Origin of the sequence: Streptomyces sp. NPDC047072, from assembly GCF_040643855.1 — a bacterium.
Lineage (GTDB): Bacteria > Actinomycetota > Actinomycetes > Streptomycetales > Streptomycetaceae > Streptomyces.
The window spans coordinates 69879-88240 of record NZ_JBEYVC010000025.1 but is presented as its reverse complement, the minus strand read 5'-3'; the positions used below and the strand labels follow the sequence as shown (position 1 = coordinate 88240).

Below are 18362 nucleotides of genomic sequence, written 5' to 3'. Positions count from 1 at the left end.
CACCAGGGCGACCACGGTCAGCTGCAGGGGCGGGATCGCGAAGGCGAAGGTGCTCGCGCTCTCGCCGTCGGACGCCTTGACCAGGACCCAGCCGAGGAAGGCGCCGAGCCCGAGCCCTCCGGCGGTGCCGAAGGCGGCCACCAGGATCGACTCCCAGCGGACCATGGCCCGCAGTTGGGACCGGGTCTGGCCGACAGCCCGTAGCAGCCCCAGTTCCCGGGTGCGCTCGTGGATCGCCAGGGTGAGCGTGTTGGCGATGCCCAGCAGGGCGATGAGCACGGCCAGGGCCAGCAGCGCGTAGACGAGGGTCAGCATCATGTCGATGCCGCCCGCCGAGGACTGCGCATACTCGTCGCGGGTCTGCACCTCGGGGTTGCCGTAGTGAGCGGCGACCTTCTCCACCGCCGCCTTGCCCGCGGCCGTGGAGACGCCGTCCTTGAAGGAGACGGCGACAAGGGTGTCGGAGTCCTGGGTGCGGTGCGGGGCCCAGGCCGCCCGGGTGATGACGTAGTCGCCGGCCAACTCCGAGCGACCGTAGACCGCGCGGACGGTGAAGGTCTTCTTCTCCCCGTCGGTGAAGGCGAGTTGGGTCTTGCCGCCCGGCTTGAGGCCCTGCTTGTCTGCCTCCGTCTCGGTGATGGCGATGCCGTCGGTACCCAGCTCGGTCAAGGAGCCCTGGACATCGCCCAGATCGAAGGTACGGCTCAGGGCGATCGGGTCGGTCACGGTCAACGCCCGCCCCTCGCCGTCGACTTCGGCCACTCCCCGCCCGAGTCCTACGGCGGTGTCGACCTCCGGCAACTGCTGGACGGCACCGGCGAGTCGGGGACTGAGGCCGCTGCCGCCCGCGCCGAACGAGGGGGTGCTGACGGCGACGTCACCGGCGAAGGAGCGGGACACCGTCTGGTCCATGGTGGCCTTCAGGGACGCTCCGAAGACCGTGAAGAGCGACACCACGGCCACGCCGATCATCAGCGCGCTCGCGGTGGCGGCCGTCCGCTTGGGGCTGCGCAGGGCGTTGCGCCGGGCCAGGGCGCCGGTGACACCGCGCAGCCGGTCGAGGGGGACGCCGAGCAGTCGTACGGCAACGGTGGAGGCGACGGGGCCGAGGACCACGAACGCGGCCAGGGCCAGGACCGCGCCGGCCGCCGCCAGCCAGATCGACGGCGAGACGAGAACTCCGGTGAGGGTGACGGCCACGGCGAGTGCGGCCAGTCCGCCGCCGAGGACCGCGCGGGTCCGGGACGCGGCCGACTGGTCGACCGCCGTCTCGCGCAGTGCGGCCAGGGGCGCGGTGCGCCCGGCGCGTACGGCGGGCAGCAGGGCGGAGCCCAGGCAGACGACGATGCCGACGGCGAGCGGCAGCGTCATGGACAGGGCGCTCACCACCAAGTCGCCCTCGGGGAAGGGGAATCCGATCGCCGGGAACAGTGCCTGGAGTCCGGCGGCGATGCCGATGCCTCCGGCGAGACCGGCGACCGACGCCGTCACGGCCACCACACTCGCCTCGGCCAGGGTCAGCGCGGCGACCTGGCGGCGGGAGGCGCCCAGTGCCCTCAACAGGGCGTTCTCGCGGGTGCGTTGGGCGACGACGATCGCGAAGGTGTTGTGGATCGAGAAGGTGGCGACCAGGAGGGCGACTCCGGAGAACACCAGGAGGAAGGTCGTGAAGATCCCCAGGAACTGGCTGGAGATCATGTCGGTGTTCTCCTCGGTCGACTCCTGACCGGTGATGGCCTCAACGCCCCTGGGCAGGACGGGAGTCAGCCGGTCGACCAGCCCCTGCTGGCTCACTCCGGGTCCGGCCCGCACCTGGATGCTCGCGGCCTCGCCCGGCTTCGCCGTGAGGTACCTCTCGGCGTCCGCCTGGGTCATGCCCGTGAAGGTCACCTGGGCCATGCCGTCCTCGCCGCCGAAGGTCGCGAGGCCGACGATCATGACCTCGACGGGGTCGGGCGTCCGCAGGACCGTCCGGTCGCCGATCTTCAGGCCGCCCTTGTCGGCGGTCCCCCGGTTGACGACGACCTCGCCGGACTTCTCGGGGGCGCGGCCCTCGGCGAGCCGGTACGGGTTGAGCTGCGGGTCGTCGATCCAGTTGCCGGCGACGGTGGGCGGGCCCTGGCCGCCGATCGGCTTGCCGTTCGCGCCGACCAGCTGGCCCGCGCCCTGGATGTCGGGGGCGGCGGCCGCGACGCCGGGGACCTTCTCGATGCTGTTCACCAGGTCCGTGGCGACCGGTTCGCGCACGCCCTGACTCTCCCCCGGCGTGGTGATGGCGTCGGCGCTGCGGACCACGGCGTCGGTGCCGCCGGTCGCCCTGCCGAACATGGTGTCGAAGCCGGCGCGGAGCGTGTCGCCCATGACGAGGGTGCCGGCGAGGAAGGCCACGCCGAGGAAGACCGCGAGGAAGGTGCCGGCGAAGCGGCGCTTGTGGGCGCGGAGGGAGGAGGCGCTGAGGCGGAGGGAGGCGTTCATGACGGCACCTCTGTCCCTGAGGGCAGCTCGAAGGCCTTCATGCGGTCCAGGACCTTGTCCGCTGTCGGGGATTCCATACGGTCGACCAGGCGCCCGTCGGCGAGGAAGACGACCTCGTCGGCGTGGGCGGCGGCCACCGGGTCGTGGGTGACCATGACGACGGTGCGGGCGGTCTGGCGTACGGTACGGCCGAGCAGCCCGAGGACCTCCTCGCCGGAGCGGGAGTCGAGGTTCCCGGTGGGTTCGTCGGCGAAGACCACGTCCGGCCGGCCGGCGAACGCCCGTGCCACGGCGACGCGTTGCTGCTGTCCGCCGGAGAGCTGGGAGGGCCGGTGGTGCAGCCGGTCGCGCAGGCCGACGACGTCGACGAGCGCGTCGAGCCACTCCGGGTCGCCCCTGTCCCCCGCGAGGTCCAGCGGCAGCCGGATGTTCTCCGCCACGGTCAGCGTCGGCACCAGGTTGAACGCCTGGAAGACGAAGCCGACCCGGTCGCGGCGCAGCAGGGTGAGGCGGCGGTCGTCGAGGGTGCCGAGTTCGGTGTCGCCGACGTACGCGGCGCCCGAGGTGAGGGTGTCGAGGCCGGCCGCGCAGTGCATCAGCGTGGACTTGCCGGAGCCCGAGGGCCCCATGATCGCGATGAAGCGGCCGGCCGGGAAGTCGACGCTCACCCCGTCCAGGGCCCGCACCCCGGTGTCGCCGACGCCGTACACCTTGACGGCGTCGACGACCCGGGCGGCGGTGCGCACGGCGGTCGTGGCGGTCATGCCGCACCGCCCTTGCCCGCCGTACGGCCGAACTGCTCGTCCAGGACGGACAGCCGGCGCCAGTACTCGTCCTCGTCGATCTCGCCGACGGCGAAGCGGCGGCCGAGCATCGCGATCGGCGAGTCGCCGGAGGGGCCGGAGTCGGCGGCGGGGCGCCACGGTCCGCCGTCGCCGGTCGCCCGCTACGGTCCGCGGCGGCCACGCCAGACCGTGCGGCGCAGGACGGTGACGACGCCGAGCACGGCGGCCGCCCAGATCAGCGGGAAGAAGAGGATCCAGGGGCCGGGGCCGCCGTCGCCGAAGTGAGCCAGGGTCTCCATGTCGAGTCATCTCCTCGGTGAGTTCGGTGGTGATGACTCGAGACTCGCGCCGGGGAGGGGGCCGAGTCGTCGTACGGCCAGCGACAGTGGGCGTACGTCCTGGGGAGTACAGCCGCTCTCGACTTCTGTAACTACTAGTATGTACAGTGAGCGCATGAGCACCTCGGAGCGCCTGATCGAGTCCACGCGCGAACTGCTGTGGGAGCGCGGCTATGTGGGCACCAGCCCCAAGGCCATCCTGGAGCGCGCGGGGGCCGGGCAGGGCAGCATGTACCACCACTTCAAGGGGAAGCCGGATCTCGCGCTGGCCGCGATCCGGCGGTCCGCCGAGGAGCTGCGGGCTACCGCCGAGGGAGTACTCGCCGGGCCGGGTACGCCGTACGAGCGGATCGAGGCGTATCTGCGGCGCGAGCGCGATGTGCTCCGCGGCTGTCCGGTCGGCCGGCTCACCATGGACCCGGACGTGGTCGCCAGCGACGAGTTGCGGGCACCGGTCGACGAGACGATCGACTGGATCCGTGAGCGGATCGCCGGGATCGTCGAAGAGGGCAAGGAACAGGGCCAGTTCGCGGCCTCGCTGGACGGCGAGGACATCGCGGCGACCGTTCTCGCGACCGTGCAGGGCGGCTATGTCCTGGCCCGTGCGTCCGGCTCGCCGGCGGCGTTCGACGCGGGCGTACGGGGTCTGCTCTCGCTGCTCGCGCCTCCGTCAACGCCCCGTTCTTCGTGAAGTCGTGAAGTCGTGAAGGAGTGCACCTGTATGCAGATCAACATGCACGCCCTGCAGTACGAACTCACGCTGCCCGCCGACTACGACATGGGCGTCATCCGCGGCCGCGTCGCCCGGGTCGGCCATGTGCTGGACGACTGGGACGGGCTCGGTATCAAGGCGTACCTGGTGCGGGAGCGCGGGGCGCACGGCTCGCCGGTCAACGAGTACGCGCCGTTCTACCTCTGGAACACGGTCGAGGGCATGAACGCCTTCCTGTGGGGAGGCGCCTTCCAGAGACTGGCCGACGATTTCGGGCGCCCCCAGGTGCAGCAGTGGACAGGGCTCGCGTACGAGGAGGGAGGCGCCGCCGGTTCCCCCGCCGCGTTCGCCGTACGGCGCCGTCTGGCGGTGCCGCCGGGCGTGGAGCTGAGCGCCTTCATGGCGGACACGGTGGACGGGACGGCGCGGCTGGCCGGGGAGGACGGCGTGGTGCTGGCGGCGGCCGCGGTCGACACGCGCGCGTGGGAGGTCGTGCACTTCTCGCTCTGGGAGCACGACACGCCCAAGGCCGAGGGAGACGTCTACGAGGTCCTGCACCTGTCGGAGCCCGGCCGGGGCTCGCTGCCGCGCGGCAGGCAGTGGTGAGCGCAGTCCGTACGGTCCTCGGGGATGTGCTCCCCGCGGACCTGGGCGTGGTCGACGCGCACGACCACCTGTTCCTGCGCAGTCCGCGACTGCCCGGGCAGGAACTGAACGACGGTGCCGCCGCGCGGGCCGAGCTGGCGGCGTTCCGGGCGGCGGGCGGGGCGGCCGTGGTCCAGTGGACGCCGTACGGCATGGGGCGCAGGGCCGCCGATCTGCCGCTGCTGTCCCGGGAGACCGGAGTGCACCTGGTCTGCGCGACCGGTCTGCACCAGGCCGCGCACTACAGCCCGGAGCTGCTCCGGGAGGTGCGCGGGAGCCTGGCCGAACTCTTCGTGTCCGAACTGACCGTGGGCATCGGTACATCGGGAGTGCGGGCGGGGCTCGTCAAGGTGGCCGGCGGCTTCCACTCCCTCGACGCGCACGCCCGGTGGACGATGACCGCGGCGGCCGAGGCCCATCGGACGACGGGCGCACCGATCGCCGTGCACCTGGAGCTGGGGACGGGCGCGCTCGACGTACTGGACCTGTTGTGCGGGGAGTTGGGCGTGCCGCCGCATCGGGTGGTCCTCGGCCATCTCAACCGCTCCCCCGACCCGGTCGTCCATCGCCAGGCCGCCGAGGCGGGCTGCTGGCTGGCCTTCGACGGTCCCTCGCGTGCGCATCACGCCACGGACTGGCGGATGCCGGACGCCGTACGGGCGCTCGCGGAGGCCGGCTTCGGGCATCGGCTGCTGCTCGGCGGGGACACCGTGGTGGCCGGGGCGCGGTCGGTCGACGGTGGGCCCGGGATGCCGTACCTGCTGCGTCGGGTACGGCCGCGGCTCGCGCACGAGCTGGGTGAGGAACTGGTCGACCGCATTCTCACCGAGAACCCGGCCAGGGCCTTCGCGGCGGAGTGGCCGGATCGACGGGAACCCTGACCGGAGCTCTACGGAAACGGGGGTCACCCGGCCGGTCGCTCCGGACGCGACGGGGCAACCGTCCCCTGCCAGGCTGAGACGCGTGGACGACTCCCTCTCGCGTCTCCCCTCCTCCCCCGCGCCCGTCCCACGTGAACGGCAGTGCCGGGCGCCCGTCGGGGACCCCGATGCCGGTCAGGTGTGCGGTGCCGCCGCGCGGTTCGAGATCGGGCGGCACATCGACCATCCGCTGCGGGTCTGCGCGGTGCATCTGGGGCCGTCGCTGTTGTGGGCGCGCAATGTGCTGTGGCCACCGGAGATCGCGCTGTTCAGACAGCCCCGCGTCTAGGACACCGAGATGTCCACCGACGGGCGCAACTTCGACGCCGCGGACAGGGCCTCGTGGGCCGGGTGTGCGACGAACGCCTCCAACAGGGCCGTGTCTGCGGGCTGTTCGGCGGCCGGGTAGGCGATCTGCTCGTACGCCGCCTGGAAGCGCGGGCCCCAACGGCGGGCGCCGAGACGGGCCGTGCGGGAGCAGTTGTCGACCATGTAGGCCACGTCCCTGGCGTGCATATAGGGCAGGAGGGAGTCGACGGCCTCGATGACGGACTCGTTGACGATCTCCGACCAGGGGTGGCCGCGCTCGGCGAACTCGTCGATCTGGGCGAGCATGGTGGCGACGAAGACTCCGGCGGTGAACGGGTCGACGGACAGCTCCCGTTCACCCCGGCGAGCCCGGACCCGACCACCCACGGCCCACATGGGCGAGCCACCGATCTCGCTCATCTCCCTTGCCCCGAGCCGCCGTTCGGCCAGGATCACGCTGCGCAGTTCGGTGCCGTCGGCGACCTCGTCGTAGATCTCCGCGACGATCTCGCGGGCGGGCCCGTAAGTCGCCGTGTACACACGGTCGAAGACGTCCTGCCCCGCGCTGTCGAGCGCCTCGCGGACCGCCCGCAGCCCGGAGCGGGAGATCGTGCGGGCGATCGGCCCGGTGATGTTCTCGCAGGACCTCTCGTACGCCGTGGTCTCGTCGTCGCCGTCCAACCGGTAGCGCGTGTACAGGCTCTCGACGATGCCGTGCACCGCACCGAGCAGGATGGCCCGTTCGCCGACGATGTCGGAGAGGTACTCGCTCTCCAGCGTGGTGCGGAAGGTGTACGGCGATCCGAGCGCGACCGACCAGCCGAGCGCGAGGTCGACGGCCCGGCCGTCGGGGTCGGCGTGGACGGCGTAACTGCTGTTGATCCCGGCGCCGTTGACCTCGGCGCCCTGCTGGTAGAGACGGCGCACGGAGTCGCCCATGCCCTTGGGGCAGACGGCGATCACCGGGTGCCCGGCGGGGAACTCACCGCCGGTTTCCCGGAGATGGCCGAGCAGGAAGCCGTGGGAGAGACCGATCGCGGCGCCGGACTTCAGGGCGGCGAAGATCTCCTCGTGGTGGGCGGCGAGGGCCGCGTCCGCGATCAGGAGGATCACCAGGTCGCTGTCGGCGGCGACCGCGAGCCAGTCGCCGAGGGTGCCGTCCTCCTCGGTGAAGCCGTGGGAGCGCGCGTCGGTGGCGGAGGGGGAGCCGGGGCGCAGGCCCACGGTCACCCGGATGTCGGTGCCGGTGAGGGAGTCGCGCAGGTTGAGGGCCTGGGCGCGGCCCTGCGGGCCCCAGCCGAGCACACCGATCCGGCGCACCCCGGCGAAGGCCCGGTGCAGCAGCGGGAAGAGGTGCCGGCCGCCGCGCAGGACGGTCTCCGTGCCACCGGGGACATCCATGGTTTCGAGGGGGAAGACGCGGGAGGCGTACGTGGTGGAGGTCATGGTCGAGTTGTAGGCTCCGGCGGAGTGTTGCGGCAAGCGCAACTTGTGCAGCGGGCTGTTGCGGGAAGTGAAAGGCGCAGGTCACATGGACGACCATCGGGAGCTGCGGCTCTTCCTGCATCTCGCGCAGACGCTGAACTTCGGACGGACGAGCCTCGACTGCCATGTGAGTCCGGCGACGCTGACCCGGACCGTGCAGCGACTGGAGGCGGAGCTGGGGCATCGGCTGTTCGACCGTGGCCCGCGGGGGGTGTCGCTCACGGCGGAGGGGCATCGGTTCCGTGAATACGCCGTACAGGCACTGGAGTTGTGGCGCGCGTACCGCGAGGAGCATCCCGATCCGGCCGAACTGACCGGCAGACTGGCCGTGTTCGCGACGGTGACCGCCTGCCAGGCGCTGCTGCCCGACCTGTTGGGGCCCTTCCGTACGGCCCATCCGCAGGTGCGGCTCGATCTGCGCACCGGTGACGCGGCGGCCGCGCTGGCCCGGCTGGACGAGGGCGAGGTCGACGTGGCCGTGGCGGGAATCCCGGCGCGGCTGCCGGAGGGGCTCGTCGGTCGTACGGTCGCGGTGACCGACCTGGTCCTCGTCACCGCGCGGGACCGGCCCGATCCTGATCTGGAGGGGCCGTTCGTGCTGCCGCACCGCGGGCTGGTCCGGGAGGCGGCCGACCGCTGGTTCCGCAGCCGGGGCACGGTCCCGGACGTGGCCTGCGAGCCGGACGGTCACGAGGGACTGCTGACGCTGGTCGCCCTGGGCTGCGGGACGGGCGTGGTGCCCCGGCTCGTACTGGAACACAGCGCGGTGCGGGAGCGGTTGGCGGTGGTGCCGGGCGATGCGGCGCCGGAGCGGTTCCCGATCGGGCTGTGTGTGCGGCGGGCGGATCTGCGGCGGCCGTTGGTGGCGGCGTTGTGGAGTCTGTGCGGGTGAGGCCACCGGGGGCCGGCAAGAACCGGTGTCCGGCCAGGGCCGTTTGTCCAACCAGGCCGGCCAGGGCTGTTCGTCCAGCCGGGCTAGGGCCGTCGGTCATCCTGCCGGGCTAGGGCCGCCGGTCCTCCAGCCAGGCTAGGGTCGCCGGTCCTCCAGGCGCCCCACATGCGCCACGTTCCCCCGGTCCTCCGCGTCCGCGCTCGGCTCCCCCGCGAACCACGCGTCCAGGATCTCCTTGAGTAGCGGCTCGGACGTCAGTCTCAGGCTCAGCGCCAGCACGTTCGCGTCGTTCCAGCGCCGTGCCCCGTCCGCCGTGTACGCGTCCGTGCACAGCGCGGCCCGTACGCCGGGGACCTTGTTGGCCGCGATGGACGCGCCCGTGCCGGTCCAGCAGCAGACGATCGCCTGGTCGGCCGCCCCGGCGGCGACCTCGCCCGCCGCGGCCGACGAGCAGACTGCCCACTGCGGGTCGGCGCCGGGGCGCAGCGCGCCGTGGGGCGTCACGTCGTGGCCGCGGGCGCGCAGTTCGTCGACGAGCGCGCGGGCGACCGGCTCGTCCATGTCCGAGGAGACGGAGATCCGCATGTCACGAGCCTACTCGGCGGGCGATCCGGCGCAGGACGGGTTCCAGGTAGGCCACGTGAGGTCCGGCGAGGCCGGTCAGGTCGGCCGGGGAGCGGATCAGAGCGATGCGGTCGAACTCGGGGGCACGTCCGCGAGCCCGTTCCGCGGCCACGAGAGCTTCGTACCGCTGGTGGACGAGTGGTGCAGGTCGGGGCGGTGCGAGGTAATGGACGCCGATGTGTCCTGCCTCGCCGTGGGTGACCAGGCACCGGACGAGTCGGTCGGCGGGGATGTCGAGGCCGGTCTCCTCGGCCAGTTCACGGGCGGCGTGGTCGCGCAGGGCGGTCTCGTCCAGGGGTACGTCGTCCGGGGGCGGTTCGACGGATCCGCCCGGGTACTGCCAGCGACCGACGGCCGCAGTGGCCGTGGACATGCGGCCCACGAGCACGCGGCCGTCGTCGGTCGGCTGGATCACACTCACGAACAGGGACCGCTGGACCGGGGCACCCGGAACCAGGCGCAGGGCAAAGCGGCGGTAAGTCGTGCGGGACCAGGAGACGACGAGGGTGTGCGGCGCCGGCCGGTCGAGGCCCGCGCCGACTGTGACCGGGCCGTCGAAGAGGCTGGGGTTGGCCAGGAGCGCCTGGTTCCACGCCTGGTTCATGGCCTCCAGGTGCACGGCGGACAGCGGCTGCACGGGCACCTCGACCAAGTGGATGCGCTCCGGCTCCAGCAGTTCCACTCCGTCAGCCACGGGCGAGTGCCCCGAGCGGGTCGTCCAGGACCGGCTGCCAGGCCAACTCGGCCGCTCCGACAAGGCTGTTGTGGTCGAGGGTGCAGGCGAGGATGGGGACGCCGCCGCTCTGCCCCCACAGGCTGCGCTCGGCGACGACCGCGCGCAGGCGCTCCGGGTCGGCGTCCAGGAGGGTGCGGTGGAGGCCGCCGAGGATGATCCGGTCGGGGTTGAGGATGTTGACCAGGCCCGCGAGGCCGAGGCCCAGACGGTCGATGAGGGTCTCGGTGGCCGTACGGACGGCCGGGTCGTCGTAGTGGTCGCCGACGAGGTCCTTGGCCTGCTGCAACAGCGACTGCTCGGGGCCGGGGTCGCGCCCGGCCGCCGTGAGGAAGGCCAGCGGGTCGGCCTCGACGTCCAGGCAGCCCCGGCTGCCGCAGTGGCAGGGGCGGCCCTCGGGGTTGACGGTGAGGTGCCCGACCTCCAGGGCCAGGCCCGAACTCCCGGTGTGCAGACGGCCGTCGAGGACCAGGGCACCGCCCACACCGCGGTGCCCGGTCGCCACGCACAGCAGGTCGCGGGCGCCGCGGCCCGCGCCGTGGCGGTGCTCGGCGAGCGCGGCGAGGTTGACGTCGTTGCCGGTGAACGCCGGTCCGGGGATCCCCGCCGCGCGCACGCACTCGGTGAAGATGCGGCGCACGGGGGCACCCGCGGGCCAGGCCAGGTGCAGGGGGTTCAGGGCGAGCCCGTCGGGTTCGGCGACCGCGGACGGGACGGCGAGCCCGGCGCCGACGCAGCGTCTGCCGGTCGTACGCAGCAGGTCGGCGCCCGCCTCCACGACCGAGCCGATGACCTTCGCCGGGTCGGCGTCGACGGTCTCGCGGGCGGGCGCGGTGGCGACGATACGGCCGCCGAGACCGACCAGGGCCGCGCGGTAGCCGTCGGCGTGGACCTGCGTGGCGAGGACCACGGGACCGTCGTCGGCGACGGCGAGGCGGTGCGAGGGCCGGCCCTGCGATCCGGCGGCCGCGGTCGGCCGGGCGTCGACGCGGATCAGGCCGAGCGCCTCCAGCTCGGCGGCGACCGCACCGGCGGTGGCACGGGTGACCCCGAGCTCGGCGGTGAGGACCGCCCGGGTGGGCGCGCGTCCGGTGTGCACGAGCTCCAACGCGGGCCCGAGCGCACCGCGCCCCCGGTCCAGCCGCGCTCTCGAGGTGGTCCCATCCCCCGCCGGCCGGGGGTCCGCCTTGCCGCTCATGAGGGCGAGTCTCCCATGATCCGCGACTTCACCCGGTTACCGGCCGCTGACCCGGAGCGTGATGTTCAGCCTTCCGGTCAGCCCCAACTCCGGCGGCGCGGTGCCGGGATGCACCCGGGGCACCCCGTGGTACGCGAGCCGCGAGGGGCCACCGAAGACGAACAGGTCCCCGCTGCGCAGTTCGACGTCCGTGTACGGCCTGGTCCGGGTCTCGGGGTTCCCGAACCGGAAGACGCAGGTGTCGCCGAGGCTCAGGGAGACGACAGGGGCGTCCGCCTTCTCGTCGGCGTCGCGGTGCATGCCCATGCGGGCGTCCGCGTCGTAGAAGTTGATCAGGGCGATGTCGTACCCGGTCGCCTCGACGCCCAGCGCGTCCCGTGCCGCTTCCCGGCCCAGCTCGCCGAGCCGGTCGGGGAAGGGCTTCACCGGGGTGCCGTCGCCGTCGACGACCGTGCGGGCGTAGCCGTACGGATACCAGTGCCAGCCGAGGCACACCTGCCGGGCGGTCATGGTGCCGCCGCCGGGGGTGCGGACCGTGCGCAGGCCTGCGGGCGGGCGTGCCCACTCCCGGCAGGCCGCCAGCAGGTCACGCTGCCGCTCCGCGTCCAGCCAGTCGGGGACGTGCACCGCGCCGGGGGCGACCTGGGTCCGGGGTCGGGGGAACAGCTCGGCGTCCATGAACCCATCCTGCCCGAGCGGGCCCGAGCCGCGGTGTCCTCCCGAGCGGGCCTGAGCTGCGGCTCCGCTAGCCTGGACGCACGATGACCGACCGTATGACGACCCCCTGGGGCGACCTCGCGCTCACCCGCTTCCCCGAGGACCCGCGCGAGCAGCTGCGAGCCTGGGACGCCTCCGACGAGTATCTGCTCAGGCACCTCGCGGACGAGGGGGTGCCGCTGAACGGCACGGTCGTGGTCGTCGGCGACCGCTGGGGCGCGCTGGTCACGGCGCTCGCCGCGCACGGACCGGTGCAGATCACGGACTCCTTCCTCGGCCAGGAGGCGACCCGGGCGAACCTCGCGCGCGCCGGTGTCGAACCGGGCGCCGTACAGCTGCTCACCACGCAGGATCCGCCGCCCGCCCGGATCGACGTCCTGCTGGTGCGGGTGCCGAAGAGCCTGGCGCTGCTGGAGGACCAGCTGCTGCGGCTGGCGCCCGCGGTGCACGCGGGCACGGTGGTCGTCGGCACCGGCATGGTGAAGGAGATCCACACCTCGACGCTCCGGCTCTTCGAGCGGATCATCGGACCGACCCGCACCTCGCTCGCCGAGAAGAAGGCGCGGCTCATCTTCAGCGCTCCCGACCCGGCCCTCGAACGACCGGTCAATCCCTGGCCGTACGGCTACTCGCTCCCGGAGGACATCGGCGCCGCGTCCGGGCGGGCCGTCGTCAACCACGCGGGCGTCTTCTGCGCGGAGCGGCTCGACATCGGCACCCGGTTCTTCCTCCGGCACCTGCCCGAGAGCCGTGGCAGCCGGCGGATCGTGGACCTGGGCTGCGGCAACGGCGTCGTCGGTACGGCGGTGGCGCTGGCCAATCCGGAGGCCGAGGTGCTGTTCGTGGACGAGTCGTTCCAGGCGGTGGCCTCGGCGGAGGCGACGTACAAGGCGAACGGCGTGCCCGGGCACGCGGAGTTCCGGGTCGGGGACGGGCTGGCGGGGGTCGCCGCGGGCAGTGCCGACATCGTGCTCACCAACCCGCCGTTCCACTCCCATCAGGCGACGACCGACGCGACGGCGTGGCGGATGTTCAGCGGTGCGCACCGCACGCTGCGGTCGGGCGGTGAGCTGTGGGTGGTCGGCAACCGCCATCTGGGCTATCACGTGAAGCTGCGTAAGGTCTTCGGCAACAGCCAACTGGTCGCCGGCGACCCGAAGTTCGTGGTGCTGAAGGCCGTGAAGCGGTAGGGGGCGCATGTCGGGTTCCTCAGGTTCCTCGCGTTCCTCGGTGCGGGACTTCTACGACGGGCTGGCTCCCGACTACCACCGGATCTTCGCCGACTGGGATGTCAGCATGGCCCGTCAGGCGGCGGTGCTCGACGCACTCCTGGGCCCTGGACCGCACCGGATCCTGGACTGCTCGTGCGGGATCGGCACCCAGGCGATCGGGCTGGCCCGCAGCGGGCACGAGGTCGTCGGCACCGACATCAGTCCGGTGGCCGTGGCGCGTGCCTCGCGGGAGGCCGCCGCGCGGGGCGTCCGGTTGCCGGTGGCCGCCGCGGACATGCGCCGGCTGCCGTTCGTCGCGGGCGCGTTCGACGTCGTCGTCTGCGCGGACAACGCGCTGACGCACCTGCTGTCCGCGTCGGACGTGACCGCCGCGCTCGATGAGATGCGGCGGGTGCTGCGGGACGACGGCCTGGTGGTGCTCACCCTGCGGGACTACGACGAGATCCTCCGGACCAGGCCCGAGGCCGCGCCACCGCAGGTCTCGCAGACCGACGAGGGCAGGGTGGTCACCTTCCAGCTCTGGCACTGGCACGAGGACGGCGAGCGCTACGACATGGAGCACTTCCAGCTGGTGCCGACGGCCGGGGACGGCTGGCACGTACGGGTCCGGCGAACAACCTGCTGGGCGCTGACGCGGGCGCGGCTGACGGAGTTCGCGACGGCGGCGGGGTTCGTCGACGTCGGGTGGCACGCTCCGGAGGTCACCGGGTTCTACCAGCCCGTCCTCACCGCGCGGTGCCGAGCACCTCGATGATCCGGCGGGTCGCACCGACCATCGCCTCGCGTCCCACGCTCAGGTATTTCCGTGATTCCACCGCCTCCGGGTGCGTGGCGAGGAACTCCCGAATCGCTTGTGTCATCGCGATGTTGAGGGCGGTGCCGACGTTGACCTTGCTGATGCCGCCCGCCACGGCCGCCGTCAGTTCGTCGTCGCGGACTCCCGAGGAGCCGTGCAGGACGAGGGGGACGTCCAGGGTCGTGGCGAGGCGCTTGAGGAGGTAGTGGTCGAGGGTGGCGGTGCGTTCGGTCATGGCGTGGGCGCTGCCGACGGCGACGGCCAGGGCGTCCACACCGGAGTCGGCGACGAAGGCACCGGCCTCGGCGGGGTCGGTGCGGGCTCCGGGGGCGTGCGCGTCGAGGGGCGGTTCGCCGTTCTTGCCGCCGACCTCGCCCAACTCCGCCTCGATCCACAGCCCTTGGGAGTGCGCCCAGTCGGCGGCGGCCCGGGTGGTGGCGAGGTTCTCGGCGTAGGGCAGGCGCGCCGCGTCGTACATCACGGAGCTGAAACCGGCGTCTGCCGCCTGCCGGAGCAGGTCGTCGCTCTGCACGTGGTCCAGATGCAGAGCTACGGGTACGGCGGCCTGTTGGGCGGCCGCGACGGCGGCGCGGGCGAGCGGGAGCAGGTGACCGTGCCTGAACTTCACGGCGTTCTCGCTGACTTGGAGGATCACCGGTGTGCGCAGGGACTCGGCGCCGGCGACGGCGGCCTCGATGTGTTCCAGGGTGATGACGTTGAAGGCGGCGACGGCGGAGCGGTCGGCGGCGGCGCGGGTGACCAGGTCACCGGTGGTGGCGAGGGGCACGGCTTCTCCTAAGAACGGGCGAGGATCACCGAACGGGTGAGGTGACGCGGCTCGTCCGGGTCGAGGCCGCGCGCCGCTGCCACGGCGACGGCGAGCCGCTGGACACGGACCAGTTCGGCGAGCGGGTCGAGGCCGCCGGGCACCCACAACCCACCGGTCTCGCGGACCTGTTGGGCCAGTCCCGCGGGCGCCTCGCCGAGCATCCAGGTGGCCGTACCCCGGGTCGTGATGCTGATCGGCCCGTGCCGGTACTCCATCGCCGGATACGCCTCCGTCCAGGCGAGCGCGGCCTCGCGCATCTTCAGCCCGGCCTCGTTGGCGAGCCCGACCGTCCAGCCGCGGCCCAGGAAGGTGAACTGCGTGCAGTCCACGAGCCCTTCGGGCAGCGGGGCGGTGAGCGCGGTGCGGGCGTCGGCGACCACGGCGTCGGTGTGCAGGCCGAGGTGGGCGCGGAGCAGGGTGAGCGCGGTGGTGGCGAACCGCGTCTGGACCACGGAGCGTTCGTCGGCGTAGTCGAGGACGACCGTGTCGTCGGCGGCGGCCATGACAGGGGTGCGAGGGTCGGCGGTGAGGGCGGTCGTGCGGGTGCGGCCCTTCAACTCGCCCAGCAGGTCGAGCACTTCGGTCGTGGTGCCCGAACGGGTCAGGGCGATCACACGGTCGTACGACCGTCCGCGCGGGAACTCCGACGCGGCGAAGGCGTCCGTCTCGCCCTGGCCCGCGCCCTCCCGCAGCGCCGCCGCGGCCTGCGCCATGAAGTACGACGTGCCGCACCCGACGATCGCGACCCGCTCCCCCGCGGCCGGGAGCACCGCGCGGTACCGCGCCGCCTCCTGCGCCGCGCGGATCCAGCACTCGGGCTGGCTGGTCAGCTCGTCCTCGACGTGGGTCATCCCGTACCCCTTACTCCGGCTTGATTTTTCTTGCACGATTCAGCCACGTTTCGAGCATAATAGAGCAAACGACGGAAGGGGACGAATGTCTCGGGACGCGCGATGGCAGGCGCTGCTGGAGCTGCTCGTCGAGCGGGGACGGCTGGACGTCGAGGAGGCGGCCGGTGCGCTGTCGGTCTCCGCCGCGACGATCCGCCGGGACCTCGACCAGCTGGCCGAGCAGCAGATGCTGGTGCGCACGCGGGGCGGCGCGGTGGTGCACGGGGTGTCGTACGAGCTGCCGCTGCGCTACAAGTCGGCCCGGAACGCCTCCGAGAAGCAGCGCGTGGCGAAGGCGGTCGCGGAGCTGATCGCGCCCGGCGAGGCCGTGGGGCTGACCGGCGGGACGACGACCACCGAAGTGGCCCGGTCGCTGGCCGTGCGCGGGGATCTCGGCAGCGGCTCTCCGGCCCTGACGATCGTCACGAACGCGCTCAACATCGCCAATGAGCTGGCCGTCCGTCCGCAGTTCAAGATCGTGGTGACGGGCGGGGTGGCCCTTCCGCAGTCGTACGAGCTGATCGGGCCGCTCGCGGACGGGGTGCTGTCCCAGATCACCCTCGACGTGGCGGTCCTCGGTGTCGTCGCCTTCGACGTCACGCACGGCGCGGCCGCCCATGACGAGGCGGAGGCCGCGATCAACCGGCTGCTGTGCGAGCGGGCCGAGCGGGTGGTGGTGGCCGCCGACTCCAGCAAGCTCGGCGGGCGGGCGTTCGCCCGGATCTGCGGTGTGGAGCAGGTGGACACGCTGGTCACGGACGCGGGGGCGGACGGGGAGACGGTCCGGCGGTTCGAGGAGGCGGGGGTGCGGGTGCTCACGGTGTGAGGGCGGTCTTCGGGGCACCCGCCGTTTTCGGGACACCCGCCGGCCTCGGGGCGCCTGCCGTCCTCAGCACACCCGCCGTTCTCAGGACAGCCGCGGCCGAACCTGCCTACGCTGATCGGCAGGGAGGCTGCGATGAGCGGATCACCTGGGCACGACACGGGCTATCTGCCGATCGCCGAGCACGGTCTGATCGGCGATCTGCGCAGCGTGGCGCTGGTCGGGACGGACGGCACGATCGACTGGTACTGCTGCCCGTCCTTCGACGCCCCCAGTGTCTTCGCGTCGATCCTGGACGCGGAGCGGGGCGGCCGCTTCGAGCTGGTGGCCGCGGTGCCGGCCCGGACCAAGCAGTTCTACTTCCCCGACACCAACGTCCTGATCACCCGGTTCTTCACCGAGGACGGTGTGGGCGAGGTGCAGGACTTCATGCCGGTGGACGGCGACTCCGTGGAGATCGACCGGCACCGGCTGATCCGGCGGGTGGTGTGCGTGCGCGGCTCGATCCCGTTCCGGGCCCGGGTGGCGCCGCGTTTCGACTACGGCGCCGAGCCGCACACCCTGCGGATGGTCGGGGAGGTCGCGGTCTTCGAGTCCGCCAAGCTGTCGCTGGGCCTGACCGCGACCGTCCCGCTGGAGGCCGAAGGGCCGGACGCGCGGGCCGACTTCAAGCTCGCCGAGGGCGAGTCGGCGGTGTTCGCCCTGGACCAGGTGGGTGGGGAGATCACCCCGCGCCGGTGCGCGCACACCGAGGCCGAGGAGCAGTTCGCCGCCACGGTCGCCTACTGGCGGCACTGGCTGTCCGCGTCCAAGTACCGGGGACGCTGGCGGGAGATGGTGCACCGCTCCGCCCTCACCCTGAAGCTGCTCACCTACGCCCCCACCGGCGCGATCGTGGCCGCGCCGACGACCAGCCTGCCCGAGCAGCCGGGCGGCGAGCGCAACTGGGACTACCGGTACGTGTGGGTGCGCGACGCGGCGTTCTGTGTGTACGCGCTGCTGCGGCTCGGCTTCACCGGCGAGGCCGAGGCGTTCATGAACTTCCTGATCAGGAACGTCAGTCCGACCGACCACGGCCCCTCGGGGCCGCTCCAGATCATGTACGGCATCGACGGCCGCACCGATCTGACGGAGCGTGAACTCGGCCACCTGGAAGGGCATCTGCGCTCCGCGCCGGTCCGGGTCGGCAACGCCGCCGCCGAGCAGCTCCAACTCGACATCTACGGCGCGCTGATCGACTCGATCTACCTCTACGACAAGTGGGCCAAGCCGATCTCCAGCGACCAGTGGGACGACGTGTGCACGCTGGTGGAGTGGGTCTGCGCGCACTGGGACCAGCCCGACGAGGGGATCTGGGAGACCCGGGGCGGCCGCAAGAACTTCCTGTACTCACGGCTGATGTGCTGGGTGGCGATCGAGCGGGCGATCCGCATGGCCCACCGGCGCGGGCTGCCCGCCGACCTCAACCGCTGGCGGGAGTGCCGCGACGCGATCTACCGGCGGATCATGAAACGCGGCTGGTCCGAGGCCCGGCAGGCGTTCGTGCAGCACGAGGACGGGGACGTGCTGGACGCGGCCGTCCTGATGATGCCGCTGACGAAGTTCATCGCGCCGACCGACCCCAAGTGGCTCTCCACCCTGGACGCGTTGACACAGGAACTGGTGTCGGACTCGCTCGTCTACCGCTACGACCCGCTGGCCAGCCCCGACGGACTGCGCGGTGACGAGGGCACGTTTTCCATCTGCTCGTTCTGGTACGTCGAGGCCCTGGTGCACGCCGGGCGGCTCGACGAGGCGCGGCTGGCCTTCGAGAAGATGCTCACCTACGCCAACCATCTGGGCCTGTACGCCGAGGAGATCAGCAACACCGGTGAGCAACAGGGCAACTTCCCGCAGGCGTTCACCCATCTCGCCCTGATCAGCGCGGCGTTCAACCTGGACCGGGCCCTCGGCTGAGCC

At 72.4% G+C, this 18362-nt stretch carries 18 protein-coding genes and 1 pseudogene; 9 read left to right on the top strand and 10 right to left on the bottom strand.

Annotated elements, in window-relative coordinates:
* The 3 genes and pseudogenes from ABZ896_RS14305 to ABZ896_RS14295 form a co-directional block, all read right to left on the bottom strand.
* Window positions 1–2475, bottom strand: a 2475-nt coding sequence (locus tag ABZ896_RS14305) for an FtsX-like permease family protein (protein ID WP_360927170.1), incomplete at its 3' end; no start/stop codon positions are given.
* Window positions 2472–3239, bottom strand: a complete 768-nt coding sequence (locus tag ABZ896_RS14300) for an ABC transporter ATP-binding protein (RefSeq protein ID WP_360927167.1) — start codon at window positions 3237–3239, stop codon at window positions 2472–2474. The genes ABZ896_RS14300 and ABZ896_RS14305, both read right to left, overlap by 4 nt.
* Window positions 3236–3559 (bottom strand): annotated as a pseudogene (locus tag ABZ896_RS14295) (SHOCT domain-containing protein). The gene ABZ896_RS14300 and the pseudogene ABZ896_RS14295 overlap by 4 nt, the downstream one beginning before the upstream one ends.
* Before the next feature lie 154 nt (window positions 3560–3713).
* Here ABZ896_RS14295 and ABZ896_RS14290 point away from each other — a divergent pair.
* From ABZ896_RS14290 to ABZ896_RS14275, 4 genes are all read left to right on the top strand, one after another.
* Window positions 3714–4289: a TetR/AcrR family transcriptional regulator gene (locus ABZ896_RS14290; protein ID WP_360927164.1), complete on the top strand. Its 576-nt coding sequence runs from the start codon at window positions 3714–3716 to the stop codon at window positions 4287–4289.
* Between the two features lie 42 nt (window positions 4290–4331).
* Entirely contained in the window at window positions 4332–4916 is a 585-nt protein-coding gene (locus ABZ896_RS14285; protein ID WP_360927185.1) for a DUF4865 family protein, read from the top strand.
* Window positions 4910–5836: a phosphotriesterase gene (locus ABZ896_RS14280; RefSeq protein ID WP_360927162.1), complete on the top strand. Its 927-nt coding sequence runs from the start codon at window positions 4910–4912 to the stop codon at window positions 5834–5836. The genes ABZ896_RS14285 and ABZ896_RS14280 overlap by 7 nt, the downstream gene beginning before the upstream one ends.
* An 82-nt stretch (window positions 5837–5918) precedes the next feature.
* Window positions 5919–6164: a hypothetical protein gene (locus ABZ896_RS14275; protein ID WP_360927159.1), complete on the top strand. Its 246-nt coding sequence runs from the start codon at window positions 5919–5921 to the stop codon at window positions 6162–6164.
* Here the strand turns inward: ABZ896_RS14275 and ABZ896_RS14270 are convergent.
* Window positions 6161–7630: a ketol-acid reductoisomerase gene (locus ABZ896_RS14270; RefSeq protein WP_360927157.1), complete on the bottom strand. Its 1470-nt coding sequence runs from the start codon at window positions 7628–7630 to the stop codon at window positions 6161–6163. The two genes, ABZ896_RS14275 and ABZ896_RS14270, sit on opposite strands and share 4 nt — an antisense overlap.
* Window positions 7631–7715: 85 nt before the next feature.
* Here ABZ896_RS14270 and ilvY point away from each other — a divergent pair, with 85 nt between their 5' ends.
* On the top strand, window positions 7716–8561 hold the full coding sequence (ilvY, locus tag ABZ896_RS14265) for an HTH-type transcriptional activator IlvY (protein WP_360927155.1): 846 nt from the start codon (window positions 7716–7718) through the stop codon (window positions 8559–8561).
* Between the two features lie 135 nt (window positions 8562–8696).
* On the opposite strand, the gene ABZ896_RS14260 is transcribed toward ilvY, so the two are convergent.
* From ABZ896_RS14260 to ABZ896_RS14245, 4 genes are read right to left on the bottom strand one after another with little or no spacing between them, the layout of a single operon-like run.
* Window positions 8697–9146 carry an RpiB/LacA/LacB family sugar-phosphate isomerase gene (locus ABZ896_RS14260; RefSeq protein WP_360927152.1) on the bottom strand — a complete coding sequence of 150 codons (450 nt, stop codon included), beginning with the start codon at window positions 9144–9146 and terminating at the stop codon, window positions 8697–8699.
* 1 nt (window position 9147) lies between these two features.
* Window positions 9148–9879 carry an NUDIX domain-containing protein gene (locus ABZ896_RS14255; protein ID WP_360927149.1) on the bottom strand — a complete coding sequence of 244 codons (732 nt, stop codon included), beginning with the start codon at window positions 9877–9879 and terminating at the stop codon, window positions 9148–9150.
* Window positions 9872–11116 (bottom strand): ROK family protein, encoded by a 1245-nt coding sequence (locus tag ABZ896_RS14250; protein WP_360927146.1) that lies wholly within the window; start codon window positions 11114–11116, stop codon window positions 9872–9874. The genes ABZ896_RS14255 and ABZ896_RS14250 overlap by 8 nt, the downstream gene beginning before the upstream one ends.
* A gap of 36 nt (window positions 11117–11152) precedes the next feature.
* On the bottom strand, window positions 11153–11794 hold the full coding sequence (locus ABZ896_RS14245) for an alpha-ketoglutarate-dependent dioxygenase AlkB (RefSeq protein ID WP_360927143.1): 642 nt from the start codon (window positions 11792–11794) through the stop codon (window positions 11153–11155).
* Window positions 11795–11889: 95 nt separating this feature from the next.
* Between ABZ896_RS14245 and ABZ896_RS14240 the strand changes: the two genes are divergently transcribed.
* Together ABZ896_RS14240 and ABZ896_RS14235 are read left to right on the top strand one after the other, a co-directional pair.
* A complete protein-coding gene (locus tag ABZ896_RS14240) occupies window positions 11890–13023 on the top strand; it encodes a methyltransferase (RefSeq protein ID WP_360927182.1) in 1134 nt (377 codons plus the stop codon).
* A 7-nt stretch (window positions 13024–13030) separates the two neighbouring features.
* On the top strand, window positions 13031–13819 hold the full coding sequence (locus ABZ896_RS14235) for a class I SAM-dependent methyltransferase (protein ID WP_360927140.1): 789 nt from the start codon (window positions 13031–13033) through the stop codon (window positions 13817–13819).
* On the opposite strand, the gene ABZ896_RS14230 is transcribed toward ABZ896_RS14235, so the two are convergent.
* Window positions 13791–14648, bottom strand: a complete 858-nt coding sequence (locus ABZ896_RS14230; protein WP_360927137.1) for a class II fructose-bisphosphate aldolase — start codon at window positions 14646–14648, stop codon at window positions 13791–13793. The genes ABZ896_RS14235 and ABZ896_RS14230 overlap by 29 nt on opposite strands.
* 8 nt (window positions 14649–14656) lie before the next feature.
* The gene (locus ABZ896_RS14225) at window positions 14657–15541 is read right to left on the bottom strand and encodes a sugar isomerase (RefSeq protein ID WP_360927134.1); all 885 of its coding nucleotides are present in this window, start codon (window positions 15539–15541) and stop codon (window positions 14657–14659) included.
* Between the two features lie 85 nt (window positions 15542–15626).
* Between ABZ896_RS14225 and ABZ896_RS14220 the strand changes: the two genes are divergently transcribed.
* Both ABZ896_RS14220 and ABZ896_RS14215 read left to right on the top strand, forming a co-directional pair.
* The gene (locus tag ABZ896_RS14220) at window positions 15627–16406 is read left to right on the top strand and encodes a DeoR/GlpR family DNA-binding transcription regulator (RefSeq protein WP_360927131.1); all 780 of its coding nucleotides are present in this window, start codon (window positions 15627–15629) and stop codon (window positions 16404–16406) included.
* 132 nt (window positions 16407–16538) lie between these two features.
* Window positions 16539–18359, top strand: coding sequence for a glycoside hydrolase family 15 protein (locus ABZ896_RS14215; protein ID WP_360927128.1), 1821 nt, complete (start codon window positions 16539–16541; stop codon window positions 18357–18359).
* Window positions 18360–18362: the final 3 nt, after the last annotated feature.

What these genes read in the sequence shown, in the direction of transcription:
- ABZ896_RS14215 (WP_360927128.1), top strand. Translation starts at nt 16,539, where the DNA reads ATGAGCGGATCACCTGGGCACGACACGGGCTATCTGCCGATCGCCGAG.
- ABZ896_RS14300 (WP_360927167.1), bottom strand. Translation starts at nt 3,239, where the DNA reads ATGACCGCCACGACCGCCGTGCGCACCGCCGCCCGGGTCGTCGACGCC.
- ABZ896_RS14290 (WP_360927164.1), top strand. Translation starts at nt 3,714, where the DNA reads ATGAGCACCTCGGAGCGCCTGATCGAGTCCACGCGCGAACTGCTGTGG.
- ABZ896_RS14270 (WP_360927157.1), bottom strand. Translation starts at nt 7,630, where the DNA reads ATGACCTCCACCACGTACGCCTCCCGCGTCTTCCCCCTCGAAACCATG.
- ABZ896_RS14235 (WP_360927140.1), top strand. Translation starts at nt 13,031, where the DNA reads ATGTCGGGTTCCTCAGGTTCCTCGCGTTCCTCGGTGCGGGACTTCTAC.
- ABZ896_RS14240 (WP_360927182.1), top strand. Translation starts at nt 11,890, where the DNA reads ATGACGACCCCCTGGGGCGACCTCGCGCTCACCCGCTTCCCCGAGGAC.
- ABZ896_RS14220 (WP_360927131.1), top strand. Translation starts at nt 15,627, where the DNA reads ATGTCTCGGGACGCGCGATGGCAGGCGCTGCTGGAGCTGCTCGTCGAG.
- ABZ896_RS14250 (WP_360927146.1), bottom strand. Translation starts at nt 11,116, where the DNA reads ATGAGCGGCAAGGCGGACCCCCGGCCGGCGGGGGATGGGACCACCTCG.
- ABZ896_RS14260 (WP_360927152.1), bottom strand. Translation starts at nt 9,146, where the DNA reads ATGCGGATCTCCGTCTCCTCGGACATGGACGAGCCGGTCGCCCGCGCG.
- ABZ896_RS14225 (WP_360927134.1), bottom strand. Translation starts at nt 15,541, where the DNA reads ATGACCCACGTCGAGGACGAGCTGACCAGCCAGCCCGAGTGCTGGATC.
- ABZ896_RS14285 (WP_360927185.1), top strand. Translation starts at nt 4,332, where the DNA reads ATGCACGCCCTGCAGTACGAACTCACGCTGCCCGCCGACTACGACATG.
- ilvY (WP_360927155.1), top strand. Translation starts at nt 7,716, where the DNA reads ATGGACGACCATCGGGAGCTGCGGCTCTTCCTGCATCTCGCGCAGACG.
- ABZ896_RS14245 (WP_360927143.1), bottom strand. Translation starts at nt 11,794, where the DNA reads ATGGACGCCGAGCTGTTCCCCCGACCCCGGACCCAGGTCGCCCCCGGC.